This is a genomic window from Rufibacter sp. LB8 (assembly GCF_014876185.1).
Classification (GTDB): domain Bacteria; phylum Bacteroidota; class Bacteroidia; order Cytophagales; family Hymenobacteraceae; genus Nibribacter.
On record NZ_JADALJ010000001.1, the window covers coordinates 4006454 to 4031434 of the forward strand.

Below are 24981 nucleotides of genomic sequence, written 5' to 3' on the forward strand. Positions count from 1 at the left end.
TAATGGTTAATGGCTGGTTGCTGATTGTAAAGAAAACTATCAGCAACCAGCCATCATCAATTTCCCGTTTTTGGCTCCGTTTCCAGAAATGAGCCCGAAAACGGGAACACTACGCCCGAATGCAAATGTGCTTTAATGGCTATTAGTTGAGAAGGAGGCAACAAGGCGCCTCACTGAAGCAGGCTTAGTTTTCATAGGTGAAATTGATTCTCTCTATGCTCCCTTCATGCCATAATCTTATGGAAGAGACCGGGTAACCTGCATCATTGTATTGGTAAGTAGCCTCAAATGAATAGTTGTTGCCTTGGTAGTTTTCGGTTTTTGAGTGTGCCACCAGGTTGTGGTCGGCTAAAATCTGACGGGGAATCTCCTGCATTATCAACGTAGGTACAGATAATTGATAAATGCCCTGCAAAGGCACTTTTTTGTCATCATAGACAAACGTGTAATTATTATAGGTGCCGCCAGTAGGCAACTCTCCGTGCATGAATGTTACTTGTCCGTTGGTGTACGTATAGGTATAGATAGGGCCTGGAACCTCTGCTCCGTCAATGATATTCCACATTTGTAAGCTGGTACGTTGGCCTGACGCACTATAGGAATTTTTATAATAATGTATTTCTGTTGAGTTGTCTGTGTTCTTAGAAGTACGAATCTGTTTATCTACCTGATTTTTTTCGTTGTAAGTGATGTCCCACATTAACTCAGGCGAATATTGAATGCGCACGAGGCGGTCTTGGGCATCATAAGAATAAAGGATGTTGATGGCACTGGAAGCCGAACCAGATCTTTGGTTAGTGCCAGTGATAGAACTTAGCTGCTTCTTTTCATTGTAATTATACCTTAGGTCAATGGTTAGCGTTTGACCACCGGGGAATTCACTTGTTGAGACTTTACGGGTCAGGTAATATTTTTTTTCTGGCTCAGGTAGCTCGGCATCGTCTGCACAGCTGCACATAAGTAAAAAGAAAGCTAATAAGGGCAGTAAATGCTTTTTCATATAAAATTATAGGATAAGGTTATAGTGCTATAAATGTAGCTGTAAAAGCCAAATTATATATTGTTTCTTGAATATTATTTCTTCCGCCAGACTTGCTGCACAATCAGCCAATTTTCCGTTTTCGGCTTCATTTCTGAAAATGAGCCCCAAAACGCAATACACTACCCGCAAAACCAGTTACCAATCCATAGTCTATTAGCCTGCGGTGGGCACAAAAGTTCACGCTAAGAAAAAATCTGTAAATTTGCCTTTTGTCTGGCGGTAACTTCGTATAGTAAAAAACTTTCAGTACGTTACGCTGTTGCAACCGTATCACCCAACCCGCACCCCTATGATCATTGAACCCGGAGAACTGCTGGCCAAGATAAACAAGCCAGAAGATTTGCGCCAACTGCCTGAAGACCAGTTGCTGCAGGTATGCCAGGAATTACGGCAGTTTATCATAGACAACGTGTCTATCTACGGCGGGCACTTCGGGGCGAGTCTGGGGGTGGTGGAGATGACCGTGGCGCTGCATTACGTGTTCAACACGCCGTATGACCAGTTGGTCTGGGATGTGGGGCACCAGGCCTACGGGCACAAAATCCTGACGGGAAGACGTGATAATTTCCACACCAACCGCAAGCTGAACGGGATTTCGGGTTTCCCGAAACGGAAAGAAAGCGAGTATGATGCGTTTGGCGTGGGGCATTCCAGTACCTCCATTTCGGCGGCGCTGGGCATGGCTGTGGCCTCGCAGTACAAGAAAGAGCACGATCGGCACCACATTGCCGTGATTGGCGATGGTTCCATGACCGCCGGTATGGCGTTTGAAGCCCTGAACCACGGCGGCTCCACCGATGCAGATTTGCTGGTCATTCTCAACGACAACTGCATGAGCATTGACCCCAACGTGGGCGCGCTCAAAGAATATTTAACCGACATCACCACCTCGCGCACCTACAACAAAGTCCGTGACGAGCTTTGGAACATCCTGGGTAAAATCAGCAAGTTCGGGCCAAATGCGCAGCAGATTGCCTCCAAGGTAGAAAGCGGCATCAAAGCCACGCTGCTCAAGAATAGCAACCTGTTTGAAAGCCTGAAATTCAGATACTTCGGGCCGATTGACGGGCATGATGTGAATCATATGGCCAGCGTACTGCAAGACCTGAAGAAAATCCCTGGGCCGAAGATTCTGCACTGCGTGACCGTGAAAGGCAAGGGTTATGCCTTAGCTGAGAAAGAGCAGACCAAGTGGCACGCGCCCGGCCTGTTTGACAAACTCACCGGCGAAATCTATAAAGTCCACCACACCACCCCGCAGGCCCCAAAATATCAAGACGTGTTTGGGCATACGCTGCTGGAGATGGCCGAGCAAAACCCCAAAATCATGGGTGTGACGCCGGCTATGCCTAGTGGTTCCTCCATGAACATTATGATGGCGGCCATGCCAGACCGTGCGTTTGACGTGGGCATTGCCGAACAGCACGCCGTTACGTTCTCTGCGGGCTTGGCGACGCAGGGTTTGGTACCGTTCTGTAACATTTATTCCAGCTTTATGCAGCGCGCCTATGACCAAGTGGTGCATGACGTTTGTCTGCAGAATCTGCACGTGGTGTTCCCGCTGGACCGCGCTGGTTTTGCCGGGGCCGATGGCCAGACGCACCACGGAAACTATGACATTGCGTACATGCGCTGTCTGCCTAACATGGTGGTTTCCAGTCCTATGAATGAGCAGGAATTGCGTAATTTGATGTTCACGGCCAGCCAAGACGGCATGGGGCCGTTTACCATACGCTATCCGCGCGGCGAAGGTGTGATGCCCGAATGGCGCACCCCGCTGGAACTGATTGAAGTGGGCAAAGGCCGCACCATTCAGGAAGGCGAGGAAGTAGCCATTCTCACTATCGGGCACATTGGCAATTACGTGGTGGATGTTTGCCAAAACCTGAAATTAGATGGGCTGCGGCCGGGGCACTATGACATGCGCTTCGCGAAGCCCCTGGACGAGCAACTCCTGCACCAAATCTTCCAAAAATACGAGAAAGTCATTACCATTGAAGACGGCTGCCTGCAAGGCGGTTTCGGGAGTGCAGTGGTAGAGTTCATGGCCGACCACGGCTACACCGCCCAAGTGAAACGCCTGGGCATTCCGGACACCATTGTAGAACACGGTTCCCAACTGGAACTGCACCGCCTCTGCGGCTTCGACCCAGACGGCATTGAGCGCGCCGTGCGCGAGTTAATGGGCGTGGCAGTACGGGTGTAAGCTTGATTTGATATTGAAGTGAGCGAGGCCTCACAGGTTTATAAAACCTGTGAGGCCTTTCTGTTTTCGGGCTCGTTTTGGTAAATGAGGCCGAAAACGGGAATCTCAGTAATTCTTTTCAATTGGTTTTAATTTGCTTTCTTACAGTGTATTTCACAACTCGCTGATGAAAATTTTCTCCTGCATTCTATTCATGTTCGCTTTAAGTTTCGGCAATTGCTATGCCCAAAAAGTAGAACTAGACTTTAAGTTGTTTCGCCTGAAAGGCTTGAAATTTGATGCAAGCAAGGAGGAGATTGCCGCCGAGCTTGGCAAGCCCAAAAAAGTAGTCAAAGCGAACAATGAATGCGGATTCCATTCTGTGGAACAAGGCACCTACTACGAGCTTTGCTATGAACAAGTCACCTTTATAGGGAATGCGAAAGAAAAATATGTCATTGACGAAATAGAATTCAACCCTGAAAGTCAGTTGGCTTTGGAGTATGGTAAGGTCAGGTTCACCCATAAGATGTCTATGGCTGCCTTCGCCAAGATGTTCAAAAAGTCCGTCAAAGAAGATTTTGATGATAGAGAAAACGGGGTGAAAGATGCGCTGGTTTTTTTTAAAGAGTCAGATGCCGGGTTGGTGTTTTCCTTTAAAGCCGGCTATTTAATTAAAATTCATTATTGGTCACCGTGCTAACTAGATTTGAAATGGCTATGGAAGTTAATTTAGTACCATCTCTAGGCTGTTTTTAGTAATATAACCTTCAGTAGAAAACTTGATAATAACAGAATCAAATTAATTATATAAATGAAGCGTATTTACCCATTTATTGTCCTTTTAATATTAATGGTTTCTTGCAAAAGCGCTAGTGCCACCATGTTAGAAGATGATTTAGACACAGAATTTAAATACTACTTTTCAGTGTTAGATTCTGTTGCCGCAGGTAAGAAGCAAGCACATCAGCTAAAGCATGAACATATTGCTTTCCTGTACTTAATTGATTCTTGGACAGGCACAAATGTTAATGTAGATCATACTGGATTCTTGAAGTTTAAAAGCTCTGATTTGCAAAGTTGGATAAGTTGGTATGAGAAAAAAAAGGGTAAAATTGATAAAGAGGAATATCAGAAAGCCTTTGGCACTTATATGTCATTCCTGCAGAATGGGATAACTGATGCTGGTTTGGAGTATCTAATGAAAATAAGCGAAAAGTACAGAGCATTATATTGATTTTTAGATTGTTTATCCTTACTTAAGTTGCTTCATTTCGTTTCAAATTATTCCCGCTGTTTTTGCCCTCCATTCCGTAAACGAAGCCTAAAACGCATTTCCCATGACCAATTCACCACTTGCCTATACAGACGCCGGCACCGGCCCCACCTTGGTTTTCCTGCACGGCTTCTGCGAAAGCAAAGAACTCTGGACCGACTTCGTGAAGCCGCTCACGCACCATTTCCGGATCATTGCCCTGGATTTGCCGGGCCACGGGCAAAGCGCCCTCCCCGGTGATTTTTCCATGGAAGCGCAGGCCCAGCAGGTGCAGGAGACCTTGCAGGCGTTGGGCGTAGACAAGTTTCTGTTGGTGGGGCATTCCATGGGCGGGTACGTGAGCCTGGCGTTTGCAGAGCAGTTTCCAGAGCAGCTGTTGGGGCTGTGCCTGTTCCATTCCAGCGCCCTGGCAGACACCGCAGAGAAGAAAGAAAGCCGCGACAAAACCATTTCCTTCATAGAAAAACACGGCGTGGAGAAATTCATGGAAACGTTTGTGGGGCCCCTCTTCGCCGAAGGTAACCGTGAAAGCTGCAAAACCGCCATTGAGAAAATGCAGGCTATTGGCAAAGCTACGCCCCAGGCCACCATCACAGGTTGCCTCAAAGCCATGCGCGACCGCCAGGACCGCACGCACGTCTTGAAAGACACCGCCTTGCCTGTACTGTTTTTGGCCGGAAAAGAAGACGCCGCCGTACCCTTGGAAGCCGTGCTGCAGCAATGCCATCTTCCGCAGAACAGCATGGTGTATTTCCTGGGCGGCGTGGGGCACATGGGCATTTTTGAGAAAACCGCCGCCACGCGCCTAGCCATCCTCAAGTTCTCAGAAACCCTCACCTTCGCCGGAAGCCAGCAGAAAAAGCAGGAGCGTGGGTTTTAAACTTGCTTCGGATTTTTTGCTTTTACTTCTTTAAGACTCTATCTCCCTCTCGTTCTATCTCTCAATTTGTCATCTTGAAAAGATTTTGTGGGCGAACTAGACAGGCCGTAATTCAACGCAAATTCTCCCCTTGAGGATTGCCCAAACGCGAGTTTGAAGCAACGAGCGTAGCTCTGTCTTGGGGTGTTTATACAGGTGAAAAACTATTCTAGACAAATGTAGGGACAGGTCGCGACCTGTCCTCACGTATTCCTGATATGCGCGCATTTCTGCGGGGTGCAACTTTTTCTTTGTCTAGCGAGTTTGCTTGCTTCGGCCACCGTTCAGGACAGGTCGCGACCTGTCCCTACAAACCAAAATAGTTATTTTCTATTTCGGCCTGCCGCCTTTTCATTCATTTATTCCGCCGCATCTTCCGTTATGAAACACCTTGACCATCAGTAAATTTGGTTAGATATAGGGTTTTTGCTATTTAATTACTAGTATTAACCGCAATTTCATGCACTATCCATTTATCCCCCAAAACGTTACGCGGTCTTATGAATACACTTTACTTTCTGCAAATATTCAGTTATGCGCCCTTGTATGCTTGCCTCTTCGGGGTGTTGTTGTTGGGGTTTGGCCTGGTGCGCATTAATATCAGTTTAATCAAAGCCGGTCTGGTGCTGGTGCTGGCGGGAGCCGGGCTGGCCTTTTTCCTGGTGTCTAGGGTGGAAAGCATTTCAGAGATGCAGGACCAACTTTGGGGCGGGTACCTGCAGCAAGCGCAGTTCCAGCAATGGGGCCAGTGGGCGATGGGTGTGACCGGGGTAGCGGCGCTGCTGGGGTTGTTCACTACGTCCAGCCGTCCGGCCCGGGCCCGCCGCCCGAAGGTGTGGGCCGTGATCGCTTTGGTGTTGAGCCTTGGGTGTCTGGGATTGCTGGTGAAGACAAGCCTGATGGTGACACCGCCCGCCCAAGCCTCGCCGGCGCAGGCAGCCGTGCCGGTGATCCCTGTGCAGTAAGTAGTTCAAAGAAATATAAGTTGGCGTTTTAGGGCTCGTTTTCAGAAATGAGCCCTAAAACGCCTTTTCTTTTTAACGCCCGTTTGAGGATGCACCCGCGAGCGGGCAATTATTTCGGATGCTCGCATTTTTCCGCTATTTTCAGCACTTCAAACGCACCTCTAACAAACAATCCTTCGCTACATATGCAATTTCGCAAACCACTCTATCCCTTAATGCTGATGGGGCTGTTGAGTCTCCCGGCCATCGCCCAGCAGAAAAACAAAGAGAAAGTCCCCGCCCATACGCCCGCCAAAGATCGCCTTGACGGCTACCAGCAGCGCCTGAAACTCCAGCAGAACTCCTTGGTGAACAACGTGCCTTTCCGCAATGTGGGGCCAACGGTAATGAGCGGCCGCGTGGTAGATGTAGATGTGAACCCCAATGACCCCACGCAGTTTTACGTGGCCTACGCCTCCGGCGGATTGTGGCGCACCCTAAACAACGGTATCTCCTTTGAGCCGCTGTTCGACAAAGAAGCCGTCATTACAATTGGTGATATCTCCGTGGACTGGAAAACCAATTCCATCTGGCTGGGCACCGGCGAAAGCAATTCCTCCCGTTCTTCTTACTCGGGCGTGGGTATTTACCGCAGCACCGACGGCGGCCGAACCTGGCAGAACAAGGGCCTTCCGGAAAGTCACCACATCGGTCGCATTATTCAGCACCCTACAGACCCTAACACGGTATGGGTAGCGGCGTTGGGTCACTTGTACTCGGCGAACCCTGAGCGTGGTGTGTACAAAACCACCGACGGCGGTACTACCTGGAAACACGTGCTCAAAGGCGGAAACGACAACACCGGCGCGGTTGATTTAGTGGTAGACCCGGCTAACCCCAACAACGTGTACGCCAGCCTGTGGCACCGCGAGCGCCGCGCCTGGAACTTCGTGGAAGGCGGCAACACCTCAGGCATCTACAAAAGCACCAACGGCGGCGAGACCTGGCAGAAAGTAGGCGGGGGTTTCCCCAGCAGCGACGGCATTGGCCGTATTGGCCTGAGCATTTTCCCCAGCAACCCGAAGATTCTCTACGCCAGCGTTGATAACCAAGACTTGCGCTCAGATGTGAAAGCCACGCCCACAGCCGGCAACCGTCTGCGCAAAGAGCAGTTCAAAGACTTCACCAAAGAAGATTTCCTGAAGCTGGAAGACGCCACTATTAACGCGTTCTTAGACGACAATAACTTCCCGCGCCAGTACACGGCCAAATCTGTGAAGGAAATGGTGTCCACTGACAAAATCAGACCGGTGGCGCTGTCAGATTTTATGGTAGATGCCAACAGTGCTATGATTGAGACGCCGGTGACGGGCGCGCAGGTGTACCGCTCAGATGATGGTGGCCAGACCTGGAAGAAAACCCACACGGGCTATATTGATGATCTGTACTATACCTACGGCTACTATTTCGGGGTAATCAGGGTGTCGCCCATGAACCCAGACCACGTGTATATTCTGGGAGTGCCCTTGCTGAAATCTGAAGATGCCGGTAAAACCTGGAAAGAGATTGGCGGGCCCAACGTACACTCAGACCACCAGGATTTATGGGTGAACGCCACCAAACCCGGCCACCTGGTCAACGGCAACGATGGTGGTATCAACATCACGTATGACGATGGGAAAACCTGGTTTAAAGCCAATACACCAGCCGTAGGTCAGTTCTATTCCGTGGCCGTTGACATGGCCACCCCTTACAACGTATATGGCGGCCTGCAAGACAACGGCGTGTGGGGCGGGCCCAGCACGTACCAAGCCAGCCAAGCCTGGACGGATAATGGTCGGTACCCGTACCAGCGTTTGGGCGGCGGCGACGGTATGATGGTGCAGGTAGATTTTAGAGACAACAACACGGTGTACACCGGCTCTCAGTACGGCGCGTATTTCAGGCTGAACAAAGCCACCGGTCAGCGTTTGTCTATTCAACCGAAGCATAACTTGGGTGAACGCCCATTGCGGTTCAACTGGGAAAGTCCCATTCTACTATCACGGCATAACCAAGATGTGCTGTACTTCGGCTCTAACAAATTCCACCGCTCTCTGAACAAAGGCGAGAACATGGAAGCTTTGTCTGGTGACCTGACCAAAGGTGGCCGCGTGGGCGATGTGGGCTATGGAACCTTGACGGTGATTGAGGAATCTCCCAAGCGTTTCGGGTTGCTGTACACGGGCTCAGATGATGGCTTGATTCACGTTTCAAGAGACGGCGGCTATACTTGGACAAAGATTGTAGACAAACTGCCGGAGAACCTGTGGGTGAGCAGTATTTCGGCCTCTGTGGAAAACGAAGGCACCGTGTACGCCACTCTGAACGGCTACCGTTGGGATGATTTTACGCCGTATCTGTTTGTCTCCAATGACTACGGAAAGACCTGGAAGCGCATTGGCACCAGCTTGCCCAAAGAGCCTTTGAACGTAGTAAAAGAAGACCCTAAAAACCCGAATCTGCTCTACGTAGGCTCAGACAACGGTTTGTACGTGTCCTTTGACAAAGGGCAGTCGTTCCAGGCGTTTGGCGGGGATGCCTTGCCAAGTGTGGCGGTGCATGATTTGGCGATTCACCCTAGAGAAAATGATTTGGTGGTGGGCACGCACGGCCGGTCATTGTACATCGGGAATTTAACGCATGTGCAACAACTCACGCCTGCCGTGCAAAGCAAAGCCGTGCATGTGTTCCAGGTGACCGCGCCGCAGTATTCAGACCGTTGGGGACAGCGCTTCGGGGCCTGGAATGATGCGTTCCAGCCGGGCATGACTATTCCGTTTTACGTGAACACCGCCGGTACCACCACCGTGCGCATAAAAACCGACAAAGGCCAGGTGCTCAAGGAAACCAAAGACCAGAGCGAGCGCGGCATGAACTACGTGGGCTATGATTTAACGGTAGATGCCACTAATTCTTCAGCGTATGAACGTGCCCTCAACGAAGGCCGTAAAGCTGGTGACCCCGTGAAAGTAACTCCGTCTATGGACGAGAAACTTTACCTGCGGCCTGGCAAATACATCATTGAAGTAGAAGCCAACGGCACCAAGTCCACCCAGGAATTCACGCTAAGGGCCCCAGAACGCCGCGGCCGCGAATAGGATTTCTGCCTTCTAAAAACCCTTCCGTTTTCGGGCTCATTTCTGAAAATGAGCCCGAAAACGGAAGGGTTTTTTTGTATGCTTTTTGTATATGATTTTTGCTGTATAGGCAGCTTCGTGCCCATTTTCCTTGCTGTTGGGAGTGTTTAGCGCAGCGTCACTCCCGACGACATGTATTGGGTAGTCTCTGACTACCCTCGCTGCGCAGCGGCGAAATTACGCAATGGAGATGTTTACGCTAACACTCCAAAAAAAAACTGAATCCAGACGTTTTTCAAGAAACTGTCCAGCCACAAGGTAGCTTCTTAGATGGGTAGGCAAAGAAATAGCCATGCGTGTCTTCGCTGTTTCTCAGCGAGGGTAGTCAGAGACTACCCATCACAAGTGGTTGGGAGTGACGCTCCGCTAAACACTCCCAACAGCGGAGGGTTAGCTACTCCCAACAGCATGGTTTTTTGGATCAAGGATGACTTAGTACGCATTTCGTCCCCCTTTGAAGGGGGTAGGGGGATGATTTTTCTGTCCTTACTTGTCCCCCCTGACAAGCCAACCAATTAAGGTAGTTTCAGGCCGGATTCTTTCGGTCTGTCAGGGGACAGCCCGAGGGATATAATTACTTTTTTATCTTTCCCTACCGCAAGTTTAGCGCTAGCGTAACTTATGGTTTTACAAGTTGTAAGTTTATAAACTTACGTCAGTTGTTAAACCGACCAAGTTTTTTACCACAAGTTACGCTGGTGCTAAACTTGCGGCAGTTTTTTTCACAGCTTTATCATCTCTCTACCCGCTTGCAAATGGGGATGAAATGCGTGTTGTCATGAACGGAACGCTGAAGTTTCTTATCAAACAAAAAACCTGTTTTGGGGCTCATTTTCAGAAATGAGCCCCAAAACAGGTTTTTTGTTACGGCAGTAGAACGTTACTACAAATCTGATGCTTCCTCTGGAGCGCCATCCCCGAAGTGTTCCTTCACCAGGGCCAGGGCGTCTGCCTGGGTGAGGGGCTTGGAAAGGTGACCGTCTACATCTTGAAATTCCTTGAGGCGGTGCAGGTCATAGAAGCTGGCCGACGAAGAAAGCGCGAACAGTTTTTTGGCTTTCTGGGTCTCCGGCAGATGCTGGTAATGCTCCAGGAAATCGAAGCCGTCCATGCCAGACATTTTAATGTCCACCAGAATAAGGTCCAGGGGTTGGGCGGCATTTAGGTGGGCGGGGCTGGCCAGGTAATTGAGCGCCGCCTGCCCGTCGGTGACTACGTCAATGTGTTTCACAATTTCGGCCTTGTTCAACACGCGCATGTTCATGTAATTGGTGATCTCGTCGTCATCTATCAGCAGAATGCGTTGCAGCATTTCCATAGTCTTCTCAGGTTGGTGGTAGTAGGTTTGCGGCAAAGATAGACATTGCAGGGCTAGGGCTGGCATGTCTTCTCTAGAAGCGTTCGCCTTTATGCCGCAGCAGTCTGTGGTCGCGGTATTGCTATACGGGCGGGGCGTGAAAGAGTGAACACCAACGGCGGCAACAGGAGAGTAAAAAGGCTAGTTTAGAATATTTACCCGCAGAAACTGGGGCGATAGACAAGAAAAAAGTATCTTCCAACAAAATAGCGTACCGCCTAATAAGGTCGGGAGGAAACACAGGAAACGTATGAACAGAAGGATGATGACATGGAACCAGCTCGCGACGGCGCTGCTGGTTGGGACCACCCTGGCAACCACCGGTTGCGGGGCCGAGGGAGTGAAAAAAGAAGCCACCGCGCCTGCCAACCAGGCAAGTGTGCAAACCGTGGCCCTGCAAGATACCAGTGCCGCAGTCAGCCCAGCAACAGTTGCAGATACCACCAAGGCAACCCCCGCCACCGTTGAGACCGCCAAAGGCGCTATTCTGCCGCACAAGCGCGTTGTGGCCTATTATGGCAATCCGCTGTCAAAGCGCATGGGTATCCTGGGCGAACTTCCGCCAGATAAAATGCTGGCCCGCTTAGACCAGGAGGTCAAGAACTGGGAAAAGGCAGACCCCGCCACCCCGGTACAGCCCGCCCTGCACGTGATTGTGCTCACCGCCCAAGGCAAACCCGGCAAAGGCAACACCTACAGCCTGCGCATGAGTGACCACGTTGCCGATTCTGTGATTTCCTGGGCCAAGCGCAGAGACGCCATTGTGTTCCTGGACATACAGATTGGGCAGAGCACCTTTGAGAAAGAAATTCCCCGGTTGGAGAAATGGCTGAAGCTGCCGCAGGTACACCTGGGCATTGACCCGGAGTTCGCCATGAAAGCTGGGGCTGTGCCCGGCCGCAAGATTGGCACCGTAGACGCCAAAGACATTAACTACGCCACCTCGGTGTTGGCAGACATTGCCAAACGCTACAACCTGCCGCCCAAGATTCTGGTGATTCACCGGTTCACGCAACGCATGGTCACCAATTACAAAGACATCAAGATCAGGCCAGAGGTGCAGATTGTCATGCACATGGACGGCTGGGGCGACCGCGTGCTCAAGAAGAGTACCTACAACGCCTACATCAAGAAAGAGCCCGTGCAGTTCACCGGATTCAAGATCTTCTATAACAATGACACCAAGAAACCCGGCTGGAAACTGTACGCCCCTGAAGATATTCTAAAGTTAGACCCCAAGCCTGTATACATTCAATACCAATAATAATTTTTTTTATTATATAAATTAGTGTAGATTTAGTGCCTTAGGAATCTGGTAGTTGTGAGACAGCGCAGATTACTAAGGCATTATCTTTTTTTTAAGATAGGTTGGAAAGGCAGTTGCCTTGGCAGGGAATCCCCACAGTACTGCCTTACGAGAGAAAGGAGCGGCTATCTTAAGAGCGCTTACCGGCTGGCCAATCAAAGGCGGCCCTATCACTAGTTCATTTAGTGTCCAGTTTGGGGTGTTCTCATGCCACGCTGGGTTTTTATATGTTGTTGCGGTGGCAACAGGCTTTTTATTCTTTCATTTAACCAATCTAACATGACAAAAAAACTACCTCTTAACCGATGGCTCATGGCCGGGGCTCTGTGTCTCATGGGCACAAGTCTGGTACACGCGCAGGCTGTGCCGCCTACGTATGTGAATGCACCCGTTGTGCTTGCACCCCCAAGTAGTGGTACTCCGTACTTCTCGGCAAACAATGGTGCCACAGGGCAAGGAGTGGCCGTGGCCCCAGATGGCAAAGTCTGGTCAATCTCTAACCAAGCAAGCACCACCAGCGGTATTGTCATTCACAATCCTAATGGAACTGTCTTCCGGTTTGCAGAGAACACAGCTAAGTTTACGTACAGTGGAACCACGGCTGCTCCCTATATGAGTGCCGTTATTTTCAGTAATCCAGCAAAAACCATTAGTCTTGGACTTGGAAGAGGAATCAGAACATCACAAGACGGAAACATTCTGGTTGTGGCGGATGGAAATAAGATTGTTAAAATTAATTACCAGACGGGAGAGCCCATTGCCTACTATGAAACGCTAAATGAGGCCGTAACCCCAGCAGCTGCAGTAGCCGTTGGATCTCCATCAGATGATGTGAACGGAAACATCTTCGTGTCTGCCGTTAGTCCTAACCTGAACTGGATTGTTAAGGTGGTTCCCGGGCAAGACAAAATGCAGGAGGTGAAAGCAGCCTTTGTTTTGCCAGAACGCACCGTTACTGCCGGAAACCCAACTATTAGAACGGCCACTATCAGCCCAGATGGTAAAAACATCTACATTCCTTTTGCCAGCACTGAACAGGCGATGGTCAAGTTCTCTAGTACAAATGGCCTTGATTGGACCTTTGCAGAGAAAATAACGCTTCCCGGCTTCAGCAACACCATTCAAGCAGAGCCAGACGGCCGTGTGTATGTGGTGAGCTGGACAGCTTTTGGGGCAACCAATCCCTTCAAGTTCTCCATGTTTGACCAGGTCAACCCTAAGCTTTCCTGGAGTTATACACTTCCTTATTTGAACCCATCTACGGCTACAGCAGACGTGAGAGGCATGGACATCAAATCTGGAAGAGATACCGTGTACATGATTTCTGCCCAGACTGGCAGAATTTATAGGTTTGGGGCCACTGGGCCTCAGAACTACAGAATTGCAGAAACTCGCTCTGCCAACTCAGACGGGGTAGAGGCCAATGTGAACGAGAATGTGCGTTTACATGGCGTTGTACAAAGCGCTAGCATTGCTGGCGGGGACTACAACTTCTTCCTGGCGGCTAAAAATGACGGTGCCATACAAGTGTTTAAAGCCGACAAAGGGGCAATGACTTATGCCCCGGCGTTAGGCGATAGTATTGCCGTAATGGGCAAGCTGGTGCAAAACAAAGGCTCACTCAGAGTAGAGGTAGACTCCATTAGGTTAATTGCCGGTAACCAGCCATTGATGGCCGCCAAGGCAGTGACTACCCTAGATGAATCTTCTGAAGGCATGAAAGTGCGCCTGCAGGGAGCCGTGAAGTTAGTAGACCCAGCGCAGTGGACTACTGGCCAAGGCGAAGGTGGTTTTGGGGTACAGGTACGTCAGGGAACAGAAACCTATATGGTGTACATTCCCAGCACATCACCTTTGTACAGCATGCCCGCCCCAACGGGTGAGTTAGAAATAAGCGGGTTTGTAGTGCAGTCTAAAGAAGATGCGCCGTTCACCTCAGGGTATTATATTATAGCCACCAGCGTGCAAGACGTGAAATACGTTTCTGCCGGTGCGCTGGCTGACAGAGAGTGGTGCCCAGGGGAAGCCATCAGCTTGCCAGTGTATGCCATGGGTAATTCTTCTACCTCTACGGTAACCGTTGAAATGTCTGATGCTGCGGGCAGCTTTGCCACCCCAAGAGTGATTGGCACCTACACCGGCCAGGGCAACGGCAACGCAGCCGTGACCGTGCCACAGGTAGCCAATGGTACCGGGTATCGTATTCGCTTGGTTCTAGATGACCCGGCGTTGACCACACTGCTACCAGAAAGCTTCAGCATCACTACCGCGGTAGCCACTGTTTCTCAAGTTGGAAATACTTTGACCGCCTCTGAAGGGAGCGCTTACCAGTGGTTCCGGAATGGCGTAGCTATTGGAGCTGCCACAGAACGTACTTATACCGCCACTGAAACCGGACGCTACTCTGTAAGAGTTGGTGCCGCAGGCGGTTGCCAGGGAACCTCTGACGTAACTGCAGTAACAGTACTTACCAGTGAAATTTTGCCTACCTATAAGCGTGACTGTCTTGAGAGAGACCCAGTGACGGGTGAGTGTTTGAAATTCTTCTCAAATAACACGGGTATTGTAGACATACAGAGTATGGCCGTTGACAAGCAAAGCAAGCTTTGGGTAGCTTATTATACCAAAGGAATTGCCGTGCGGAACCCAGATAACACTCTATATGAGTTAACCAGCAGCAATTTAGTTACCGCTACAGACCCAGCCGTTGACAAATCATTTATCAAACAAATCAAATTCAAGACCTTCACAGATAATGCTATAAATGTGACTGGTATTGGCAGGGCCCATGACGGCAATATTTTGGTGCTTGTCAATTCAAGCATTCTCTACAAACTAGACGCTATTACCGGTGAGCCTTTGGCGCGGTATGTGGCACCAGTAGCAGTTGCGGGTCTTACATCTACGGCAGACGGTAGAATCTATTTTGGTGGTGTTACTGTGAACAGAAGCTTCATAGTGAAACAAAGCAGCACTGACCCCACCACGTTTGATGTGCTGGAAGATGATTTCTTGCTTCCGAGCAGAGTTGGTTTTGCCACCCGTTCCTCAGCTATTTCACCTAGCGGCAACACTATTTTCTACTCAAGTGAGAACTCCACCCTGAGCCTAAACGTTAGAAATAGCGCAGGCCAGTGGGAAGCTGGAACACCAGTGACGTTCACTAACATTACCAGGGTGTCGCGGCCAATTGATGATACCCGCTTCTTTACTGTTTCACAAACGGGCAATGGCGCACCTGCCATGTTAAATTTCCACGATCTTGGTACTCCCGCCCGTTCATGGGCTATGGCTTTGCCAGAAGTGGTAGATGTGCATGCCAATGGAACTATAGATCTTAGAGGCCTTGCTTTCTCACCTAATTTTGACACGGTATATGTAGGGTCTGCTTTCTCCGGAAACATCTACAGGTACATTGCCCAAACGCCTACCAATTACACCATTGCCCAGGTAAGACCAGTCAATGCGCAGGGCGTGGCTGAAAAAGTGGGTGAATACGTGCGGTTGAACGGCGTGGTAAGCACCACCAATATGGCCTCTACTGGATTCAACTTCATCATGACAGAAAACGGAAGCGCCATTCAGGTGTTCAAGCCAACTACTGCTGGCATTGTCTACACTCCAACTTTGGGTAATACCATTGAAGTCCTGGGTACTTTGGTTCAAACCAACGGCATGCTGCGCTTAGATGTGGACTATATTAAAGTGATAGGTACCGGTGGTACAGTAGCGGCACCAACCGTAATAACCACTGCCTTGACCGAAGCCAACGAGGCCATGCCTGTACGTCTGGAGAAAGTAACCTTGGTGAACCCTGCTGCCTGGACCACTGGTCAGGGCGCCGGCGGCTTTACCGTGCAGGTAATGCAAGGCACTGAGACGTATGATGTCATGATCCCGAGCAACTCACCGCTATACAACGTAGCAGCCCCAGGCGGCGAAATTCAGATAGATGGTATTGTGATGCAATCAGATGCCACGTCGCCTTTCACCGCAGGTTATTACATTATGCCACGCACCGTGAATGATGTGAGATTCGCGTCTACCCCAGCCCTGACAGATGTGCAGTTCTGCTCCGGTGAAACGGTAGTCTTGCCAATCTACGCCATGGGTGCCGCTGGAGCTACCAGAGTAACGGTAGAAATGTCTGACAAAGCGGGCAGCTTTGCCGCCGCCAGAACCGTGGGCACCTACACTACCAACGGCGCAGGCAACGTAACCTTAACCGTACCGCAGGTAGAGAATGGAGCCGGCTACAGACTTCGTCTGATGTTGGAGAACCCAGCCTTGACCTACACCGTGCCGCAGGACATTACCGTCACCACCGCCCCAGTGCCTACTATTGCTTTGACCCAGGGAACTTCTAACGGAACCTTAACCGCTTCTGAGGGAGATGCCTACCAGTGGTATTTCAACGGAACCGCTGTAGCGGCCCCAGCAGGTACTGCCCGCGTTCTGACCATTGGCCGTTCAGGCATGTACAAAGTAGAAGTAAGAGTGAATGGCTGTAGCGCTGTCTCTGCAGATACGCAGGTATCGTTAACAAGCGTCAGAAATGATGAAATAGCCAAGCAGGTAGAACTCTACCCGGTACCTACGGAAGGTATGCTGCACCTGAAAATGCCAGCTTCTGTGCGCAAAGCCACCCGCGTACAGATCACTGACTTAGCCGGACGCACCATTTCTACCCAGGAAGCCCAAGGAAGCGATGTGTTGGATTTAGATCTGACCACGCAACCAGCCGGCGTATACCTGGTAATTCTTCACACGCCAGAAGGCAGAATTGTCAAAAGAGTAGTGAAACGCTAATCCGCTGATTTGCCTGAATTGAAAAGGGAGCCCCAACGGGCTCCCTTTTTTTGCTTGCGGCGCTTCTGTTTTGTATAGAATAGCAACGCAACTAACCTTGCCTTAACGGCCACCAGAAGCCAGTGAGAACAACCAGTAATTGCATAACAAGGAAAGTCTGGTCTGGCTGGGCGTTCCGTTTTTGGCCTCGTTTTCAGAAATGAGCCCGAAAACAGGCCTAGGGTTGTCTCTGCCGGGCAGTGTAAGTAATCACTTTTTGAAATGATGTCGCCTAAAGGAAAGTGTGGTAGAACAAGCCTTCACAGGCAACAACTTGATGTCAACCAAAGACGGTGGCGGGTTCAACTAAGAGAGATACTTATTTCCGTTTTCGGGCCCAATTCCAGAAATGAGCCCAAAAACGGAAAGGCTGCATGCAACCTTCTGTCTCTTGGAAGGGTCCTTCAGGAAGTGAAGTAGCTATTTAAGTGCTTCTAATTGGTAGGAAGTGGTGTTTCTTGTTTAACTAGAGTTGACCTTTCTTAGGTATCCGCATCTTTAATATTTATTAAGAAGAGTATTTAATTTTGCTTTTTATTTCATAATCTCTATTTTGCATGTTCAAACCTTGGAACAGTTAGTTCCAGAAAGAGTATCAGCCACAAAGTTGTGGTGGCCATTTCAGTCAACGGCAGACTTGGCTTTCAGTGAACCTAATCCTTTAAACCTAACCTTACTTACATGAAAAAAACTTTACAAACACTAGCCTTCTCAGTACTGGCGCTAGGAACAGTTGTGTTCAACAACACTGCTGTGGCCCAAGGCGTGAACCCGCCAACGTATTTGAATGACGATGAAAACGGCGTTGGTAACGGATTCTTTATCAAAGGTGCGCACTCTTCCATTTCACAAGGTGTGGTAACAGACCCCGCTGGCCGCGTTTGGACCAGCAGCAATGCCTTGGGTTTCTATGTAGCCAACCCAGATGGTACTGAATACAGACTGACCAGCCCAGATTTGACGTATGCGGCCGCGCCTGGCGCGGGTCTTACCCAAGCACACGTATCAGCTATTTTCACAACTGCTGCTAACACCAATGAGACTGTTACCGGAGGCCGTGGCTTAGCCCTTGCCCATGACGGCCACATTCTGATAGCCGCTGGTAACACCCTGTGGAAATTGAATCATATAACGGGTGCTCCTATAGCGCGTTGGGTATCGCCTGCCGCTAACATTGCCGCCCCTAGCTCAGACGCTAACGGAAATATCTTTATTTCCAGCGTAACCCAAAACAAGCAGTACATCATCAGACAAAGCACCACCAACCCAGCTACGTTTGAGACTGTAATGGCTGAGACTGCCTTCACGCCTCGTAACAGAGTAGCTGGCGCGGTAGTACGTAGCACGGCTATCTCCCGTGACGGCAAGACCTTGTACATCCCGTATGCTGATCCTATCACCTATATTGAAAAGTATACCAGCACAGACATGGTAAACTGGACGCACGTTGGTGATATTGAAAACGGTGCCGCCTCTAACGCTATCTGGGCTGGTCGTTTTGGTAAATTATATTATGTGACTTTCGGCACTGCTTCTTCTCGTCCTAAGTTGCATTTCAGAGATGAAACCAACCTGGCCCGTAACTGGTCACAGGAATTGACTGAGATTGGCGCGAATGACATTCGTGGCCTGTCTTTGACCGAAGGTTATGACACAGCTTACATTGCCAGTGGAGATACCAATGGAAACGTGTATCGTTACATCACCATGGATGACGTCATCACTGGTATTCGTAATGACGCCGAAGCGCAGGCAGTAGTAGCTTACCCAGTTCCTACCTCAGGCGTGGTGACCTTGGAGTTGCCAGAGTCTCTGCGTAGAAACACCAAAATCCAGGTAACGGATTTGGCTGGTAAGAGCGTATTGTTCCGTCAGTCTGCGGTGAGCAACGGATCTTCACTTGACTTTACTGGTTTAGCCGCCGGAACTTACCTGGTGATGATCAACACACCAGAAGGAAAAATTGTAAGAAGAGTAGTAAAACAATAAGTACTGCTTTTTCTTAAAGCGCATAAAAAAAGGCCTCAAGTTGAGGCCTTTTTTTATGCGCTTTTGGTAAGTATTTGACTTTCCCTTAACCTGAAACAAGGTAAGTCTGGTTATCGACTTTTGATTATTTAACTTAAGAAGGTTGTGTTCTTTGAAAAAATTGTTTTTATTAGCCTGTAGCTTATTAAAAAAATGTAAGTTACTCAAAATGGCTGCCTCCACAGTATGCAAGCAGGGAGAACGGGGCAGGAGCGCAATTGATTACTAGTAACAGTTTCATATACATAAGATTACCTACAGGTAATACTTCTAGTGCTATTTTACATCTATTACTTAACCTAAATCCTGCATGAAAAAAAGCGTACTCCCCTTAAAGGTGTTGTTTTTGGCCGGCTGGCTGCTGTGTTGCACACAGCCGCTCTTCGCCCAACTCAACCTCACCTGGACCAAGCCAGCCGAGCTAAATGCCGGCCTGCCGCCCTCCGTTCAGGTTTTCTACTCCAATACCCCGGTCAATGGGGCGGTCATGAAAACCTATTACGCCCTCATTGACCTGAATGACCCCAACCTGGAATTTAAAACCGGGTACATACCAGGGGTGAAAAAGACGCCCAACCAATGGGCTGCTGCTGAAACTGACCCCGTGTATGCAGTAGTGAACGGTGGATTCTTCAATACCACCACCAACGTAGCCTTGGGCACGGCCGTGCAAGACGGTCAGGTGTTGGCCATTAATGCCAAAGACAACCGCACCAGAAGCGTGTTTGGGGTGTTGCCCGGCAACATAGCTGATATCGCCTGGATCTATCACGTGGGGGCTCAGAACACCATGTACCAGTACCCTAATCCTAACACCGCCATCAACCAATCGCCGTCGGCTACATTCCCAGCCGGGGCTCAGCTTTGGCCCGCCTCCACGGCTTTGGGTGCCGGTCCGGTGATTGTACACAACGGGCAGCTCAGAATCACCAAAGACGAAGAGGCCATGTGGGCCAGCGGTGACAACCGGGAGCCACGCACCGGTATTGGTCGCACGGCAGACAACAAAGTGATTTTAATGGTAGTAGAAGGCCGTAACCCAGGCATCAGTTCTGGGGTGACCATTCCAGAAATGGCTCAGATTTTCCTGGGCATTGGCGCGCATGAAGCCATGAACTTTGATGGGGGTGGATCTTCAGCTCTGGCCATACAGGGCAAAAACACCATTCTGCCTTCAGATGCCGGTGAGCAACGCGCGGTTCCTACCGCCCTGCTAGTAAAGCGCCGTACGCATGTGTATGACACAGAGAACGGTGTTGTTTATTTTGAGCGCGGTGGCGCCTGGACAGAATCAGCTAACACGGGTTTCCATGGTCCTTCTAAATCAAGGGTGATAGAAACCGGTGACGGCAGCAAATTCGCGACGTATAAATTGGCGGGCATTAACCCCGGCCGCTATGAACTGAAAGCCTGGTGGGTGGCGGCTAACAACCGAAGCACCAACACCCCTTACACCATTTACAGGAGTGGCGCTGCTTCTCCGGTAACCGTGCGGGTAGACCAAACGGCAAACGGAAGCAAATTCAACGTAATTGGTACCTATGATCTGGGCCCGAATGACTCCATTGTCATCAGCAATGACGCACAAGGTCAATTTGTGGTGGCAGACGCGCTGAGCCTGATCAAAGTAGGGGAAAGCCTTCCGGCCATTTCCTTCGCCGGCAACCAAGACAGAGGCGAAGCTATAGAAAACCAGAACAGCACCTTCAATGTGACTCTTGCCAGCCCCAACTCCGGCTTCACCTTGAGCAAACTGAGAATCTTCAAGAAAGTAAACGGTGGCGCTGAGGCGCAGGTAGGGGATGAGATTGCCCTTAACGGGGTTTACACCCATACCTATCCTTTCACCTACAATGGATCAGACCCTGTGGGCGCCAATGTGTCTTTCCGGTTTGAGCTGGAAGACAGCTTTGGCCGTACCGTTTCCAGAACCTTTGACTATACCGTGGTAACGCTTACCCAGGTAGTTTTCAAAGGTGGCGCAGCCGAAGGAACACATCCGCAACTGCGGCCTCTTTCGCTGGAGCTTTCTTTGGAGACGCGTCAGCCAGCGGTGAACGTGAAGGAACTGAAAGTATTCAAGTCTGTTAACGGTGGTTCTGAACAACAAGTAGGAACAACGGTGGCCTTGGCTGCCCAGCCCCAGCAAGACTATACCTTCACTACTACCTTAAGTGAAGCCGTGAACAGCAAAGTGAACTTGAGATTTGAGCTCACAGACGCCAATAACGTAAAAGCCAGCCGCACTTACCAAGCCACCGTGGCACCGCCGCGCGGAGATTTCCGGTTGGCCGTGATTTCTGACTTGAACTCCAGCTTTGGGTCTGTGACCTATGAGTGGCAGGTAGACAGTATCATGCAGCGTATTCCTAGGTTATGGAGACCAGACATGGTGGTAGCCGGTGGTGACATGATTGCCGGTCAGTCCGCTACTTTGACTGCTACGCAAGTAGCCGCTATGTGGGCCGGGTTTGACGCCAAAGTGGCCCAGCCACTGAAAGCCGCCAACATTCCGTTTGCCTTTACCATGGGTAACCATGACGCCGCCCTGGCACTTGACCGCACAGAAGCAGAGAAATACTGGAAGAAACCAGAGAACATGCCATCGTGGCATCCGGTGGATATGACCAATTATCCGTTCTACTTCTCGTACAAGCCAACGCCTACCTCAGACATCTTCTTTGTCTCCTGGGAAGCCAGCTCCGCCACCATCTCTGCGTCACAGCTGGAGTGGGTGCGGGCACAGTTCACCAGCCCAGAGGCCAGAGCTGCTAAGTTCAGGTTCCTGATTGGTCACTTGCCGCTGTACGGTGCCGCTGCGCAGTATAACATTGCCGGCAACGTACTGAACAACGCCACCGCCTTGCAGGCCATGATGGAAGAACTGGATGTACACACCTACATCAGTGGTCACCACCATGCCTACTACCCTGGCAAGCACGGTTCTGTGGAATTCCTGAATGCCGGTGCCGCCGGTTCCGGACCACGCGCTTACATGGGTTTAGATGAAGTAGCCCCTAACTCGGTGACCTTAATGGACATCTTTGTGGAGCAGGACACCATCATCTACACCACCTATGAGATAAAAGAGCAGATTGCCTCCAACATGAAGATCACAGATGAAAAGCGTCTGCCAGAAATCATGAACGGGGTGAACGGCTACATGATCAGAAGAGACATTGCGGTGTCTGGAGCCGGCGTAGGTTCCCTTTCTTCTTACAACAAAGAAAGAAGCCGCGCTTCTGCTGCCACGGGTACTGTCACCACGGTAGACCAGGGCCAGTCTGTTCAAATCACGGGTTCCTTCAGCAACTTGCAAGGGACACTTCTGCCTGAACGCGGAGCGGTAGGCCTATACCAAGGCAGTTACCCAAGTGACGGCGTGTTTAAAATGGCCCTGGAGGTAACTTCTACCAACGGCCGCTCCGGCACCTTCAAAGGCACCTTGCCTGCTAACCAAAGCGTGAAGGAACTGTTGAGTACCGGTATGTTCTATGTGTTGATCAAAACCGATGCCTTCCCGGCCGGTGAATTGAGAACCCAAATCTACAGAGCCACCAACCAGGGACCTGCCGTGCCGGTGTTCGCCACCCATAATGGAACCGATACGTACCCAATCCGCAACATCAAAGCGGTGTTCCCGGTGAGATGGAACGCGGCCAAAGACCCTGAGGCCAACGCCGTGACCTACACGTACCAGTTAGCCAAAGACGAGCAGTTCACCCAGCTGTTAGTGGAAGAAGCCACAGCTACGGCTTTGAACTACACCGCTCAGCAGGAGAAGTGGTTTGCCTTATTAGGCGAAGAGAATACTGCCACTTTCTACCACCGTGTGATTGCCTCAGATGGTAAAAACGTAACAGTGGGAGCCACGCAGGCCTTAAAGCTGGAGAAAAACGCAGACCCTGTTACAGGCCCAGTAAATGTGCCCGCGCCTAACTTTGTGTATGACTGCAAAACCAAAGACGCAGACGGTAAGTGTATTGCCGCCTTCGGGGAAATGCCTTCTACCCAAGGCCACGGTGTGGTGATTGACAGAAAAGGCAGAACCTGGTCTGCGGCCTATGGCCTTGGTATTAGAATTCATGCCCCTAATGGAGACGTGGTGAATCTGGCCAACGCGCCGGGTATGGTGGTGGGCAGCAATGCCAGCGGAAGCCATATCTCGTCCCTTACCTTAAATGGTGCCACCCATGCCGTGAGCAACGTGCGTGGTCTTGGTTTAGCCCATGACGGAAACATTCTGGTGGTGGTGAGAGACCGCGTGATCTACAAACTGTCTGTGGAGACCGGCCAGCCTTTGGCCAGTTGGGACGGCACCGCTACCGTAGGTACCGCCAGCTTCACCAACCCAACCTCTACCGCAGACGGAAAAGTGTACGTAGGTTCTGTTTCTACCAATGCCAACTGGCTCTTGAAGCAAAGCACCACAGAGCCAACCAAGTTTGAGCTATTGGCCAACGGCTTCACGTTGCCAGAACGCGCAGGGACTATCCGTTCGTCTATGATTTCGCCGGAAGGCAACAACATCTACGTACCTAGCTCCAGCTTGAACCGTCTGTTCAATTTCCACAGCGCCAACGGTTTGACAGCCTGGAACTTGGTGGAGACCATTAACATGCCTAACCCAGCCTCTAACTCAGTGTATGCGGCGGGCAAAAACAAGGTATACGTAGTGGCCAACACCAGCGGAAACACACCACCCACCCTCATGATGCGTGATGACACAGACCCTGCCCAGAAAATCTCCTGGACCCTTCCATTGCCAGAGGTAGTTGGAAATGACCTGCGCGGTCTGTGGCTCTCAAAAGGCGAAGACACCTTGTACACCACGGCGGCCAACGGGTTCATCTACCGTTACATCATTCCTGCCACCGGTGGAACCGAGGTGCCAAGAGTACTGGAAGACATGACTATTGGCCAGGCCCGGCCGGTGAACACCAATGGGGTGGCCACTCAGGCTGGTAAATATGTGCGGGTGAAAGGCGTGGTGAACGCCACCAACCTGTCAAGAGCCTACCTGGACCTGGCGCTTACCAGCGGCGGACAAGGGATTCAAGTATACAAAGTGAGCCGCGGCGAGATGACGTATACCCCAACCCTTGGCGACAGCATAGCCGCCATTGGGGTGTTGAGACAGTACAACGGCCAACTTAGACTGGAAGTAGACTCTGTGCGCCTTATTCAGGCAGGCAAGCCGTTGATTTCACCGTCTGTGGTGACCGCAGCCTCAGAAGAACTGGAGTCTTACGTGGTGCAGTTCAGCAATGCTACGTTGGTAAACCCAGCGCAGTGGACCACCGGCCAAGGCTACCACGGCTTTGAAGTACAGCTGCAGACTGAAGGTGGAATTGTGCCCATGTTCATTCCGGCTACTTCTGACCTGTACAACCTGCCAGCGCCAAACGGACGTATCCATTTCACAGGCGTGGTGCAGCAGTTCAAAGCCGAGGCACCGTACACCTCTGGGTATTATGTAGTACCGTTGGGTGCCGCTACCTTAACCGGCGTGCGTACAGACACTGAGGCGCAGCAAGTAGCCGTGTACCCAGTGCCAACCTCCGGAAGCCTGCAGGTGCAATTGCCAGAGTCACTTAGAAAAGGAACCCGCCTGCAGGTAACTGACCTGGCCGGGAAAACCATCTTGGTGAAGGAAACCAAAACCCACGACGGAGTAACGCTTGATTTAAGCAACCAGGCAGCCGGCGTTTATCTGGTGGTGTTGCACACGCCAAACGGCAAAGTGGTGCGCCGCGTAGTAAAACAGTAAGCTTTATTCATTCCATACAAAAGGGGACCCACAGGGTCCCCTTTTTATTTTTGCCCAGGTTCCGTTTTAGGCTCCATTTCCAGAAATGAAGCCAAAAACGTTTGGCTGAAATCGGGCCATTCCAAAC

12 protein-coding genes are annotated in these 24981 nt (G+C 50.5%); 10 read left to right on the plus strand and 2 right to left on the minus strand.

Annotation, left to right across the window (positions count from 1 at the left end; translation table 11 throughout):
- Positions 1–184 precede the first annotated feature (184 nt).
- Positions 185–1000, minus strand: coding sequence for a hypothetical protein (locus IMY23_RS16640; RefSeq protein ID WP_192823164.1), 816 nt, complete (start codon positions 998–1000; stop codon positions 185–187).
- Between the two features lie 331 nt (positions 1001–1331).
- Between IMY23_RS16640 and dxs the strand changes: the two genes are divergently transcribed.
- The 6 genes from dxs (at position 1332) to IMY23_RS16670 (ending at position 9506) form a co-directional block, all read left to right on the plus strand.
- Entirely contained in the window at positions 1332–3248 is a 1917-nt protein-coding gene (gene dxs / locus IMY23_RS16645) for a 1-deoxy-D-xylulose-5-phosphate synthase (protein ID WP_192823165.1), read from the plus strand.
- A 166-nt stretch (positions 3249–3414) separates the two neighbouring features.
- Entirely contained in the window at positions 3415–3930 is a 516-nt protein-coding gene (locus IMY23_RS16650; protein WP_192823166.1) for a hypothetical protein, read from the plus strand.
- A 180-nt stretch (positions 3931–4110) separates the two neighbouring features.
- Positions 4111–4464, plus strand: a complete 354-nt coding sequence (locus tag IMY23_RS16655; RefSeq protein ID WP_192823167.1) for a hypothetical protein — start codon at positions 4111–4113, stop codon at positions 4462–4464.
- 103 nt (positions 4465–4567) lie between these two features.
- On the plus strand, positions 4568–5383 hold the full coding sequence (locus IMY23_RS16660) for an alpha/beta fold hydrolase (protein ID WP_192823168.1): 816 nt from the start codon (positions 4568–4570) through the stop codon (positions 5381–5383).
- Positions 5384–5922: 539 nt separating this feature from the next.
- On the plus strand, positions 5923–6387 hold the full coding sequence (locus IMY23_RS16665; RefSeq protein ID WP_192823169.1) for a hypothetical protein: 465 nt from the start codon (positions 5923–5925) through the stop codon (positions 6385–6387).
- A gap of 185 nt (positions 6388–6572) precedes the next feature.
- On the plus strand, positions 6573–9506 hold the full coding sequence (locus IMY23_RS16670) for a glycosyl hydrolase (RefSeq protein WP_192823170.1): 2934 nt from the start codon (positions 6573–6575) through the stop codon (positions 9504–9506).
- Between the two features lie 922 nt (positions 9507–10428).
- On the opposite strand, the gene IMY23_RS16675 is transcribed toward IMY23_RS16670, so the two are convergent.
- Complete coding sequence (locus IMY23_RS16675) at positions 10429–10929, minus strand: response regulator (protein ID WP_225986533.1); 501 nt, start codon at positions 10927–10929, stop codon at positions 10429–10431.
- A gap of 238 nt (positions 10930–11167) precedes the next feature.
- Here IMY23_RS16675 and IMY23_RS16680 point away from each other — a divergent pair, with 238 nt between their 5' ends.
- From IMY23_RS16680 to IMY23_RS16695, 4 genes are all read left to right on the plus strand, one after another.
- Positions 11168–12166: a hypothetical protein gene (locus tag IMY23_RS16680; protein ID WP_225986534.1), complete on the plus strand. Its 999-nt coding sequence runs from the start codon at positions 11168–11170 to the stop codon at positions 12164–12166.
- A 321-nt stretch (positions 12167–12487) separates the two neighbouring features.
- On the plus strand, positions 12488–17017 hold the full coding sequence (locus IMY23_RS16685; protein WP_192823172.1) for a T9SS type A sorting domain-containing protein: 4530 nt from the start codon (positions 12488–12490) through the stop codon (positions 17015–17017).
- A gap of 720 nt (positions 17018–17737) precedes the next feature.
- Positions 17738–19045 (plus strand): T9SS type A sorting domain-containing protein, encoded by a 1308-nt coding sequence (locus tag IMY23_RS16690; protein WP_192823173.1) that lies wholly within the window; start codon positions 17738–17740, stop codon positions 19043–19045.
- A gap of 349 nt (positions 19046–19394) precedes the next feature.
- Complete coding sequence (locus tag IMY23_RS16695; protein ID WP_192823174.1) at positions 19395–24854, plus strand: phosphodiester glycosidase family protein; 5460 nt, start codon at positions 19395–19397, stop codon at positions 24852–24854.
- Positions 24855–24981: the final 127 nt, after the last annotated feature.

Coding starts and splice junctions, on each gene's coding strand:
- IMY23_RS16640 (WP_192823164.1), bottom strand. CDS start 1,000: ATGAAAAAGCATTTACTGCCCTTATTAGCTTTCTTTTTACTTATGTGC.
- dxs (WP_192823165.1), top strand. CDS start 1,332: ATGATCATTGAACCCGGAGAACTGCTGGCCAAGATAAACAAGCCAGAA.
- IMY23_RS16650 (WP_192823166.1), top strand. CDS start 3,415: ATGAAAATTTTCTCCTGCATTCTATTCATGTTCGCTTTAAGTTTCGGC.
- IMY23_RS16655 (WP_192823167.1), top strand. CDS start 4,111: ATGTTAGAAGATGATTTAGACACAGAATTTAAATACTACTTTTCAGTG.
- IMY23_RS16660 (WP_192823168.1), top strand. CDS start 4,568: ATGACCAATTCACCACTTGCCTATACAGACGCCGGCACCGGCCCCACC.
- IMY23_RS16665 (WP_192823169.1), top strand. CDS start 5,923: ATGAATACACTTTACTTTCTGCAAATATTCAGTTATGCGCCCTTGTAT.
- IMY23_RS16670 (WP_192823170.1), top strand. CDS start 6,573: ATGCAATTTCGCAAACCACTCTATCCCTTAATGCTGATGGGGCTGTTG.
- IMY23_RS16675 (WP_225986533.1), bottom strand. CDS start 10,929: ATGCCAGCCCTAGCCCTGCAATGTCTATCTTTGCCGCAAACCTACTAC.
- IMY23_RS16680 (WP_225986534.1), top strand. CDS start 11,168: ATGACATGGAACCAGCTCGCGACGGCGCTGCTGGTTGGGACCACCCTG.
- IMY23_RS16685 (WP_192823172.1), top strand. CDS start 12,488: ATGACAAAAAAACTACCTCTTAACCGATGGCTCATGGCCGGGGCTCTG.
- IMY23_RS16690 (WP_192823173.1), top strand. CDS start 17,738: ATGAAAAAAACTTTACAAACACTAGCCTTCTCAGTACTGGCGCTAGGA.
- IMY23_RS16695 (WP_192823174.1), top strand. CDS start 19,395: ATGAAAAAAAGCGTACTCCCCTTAAAGGTGTTGTTTTTGGCCGGCTGG.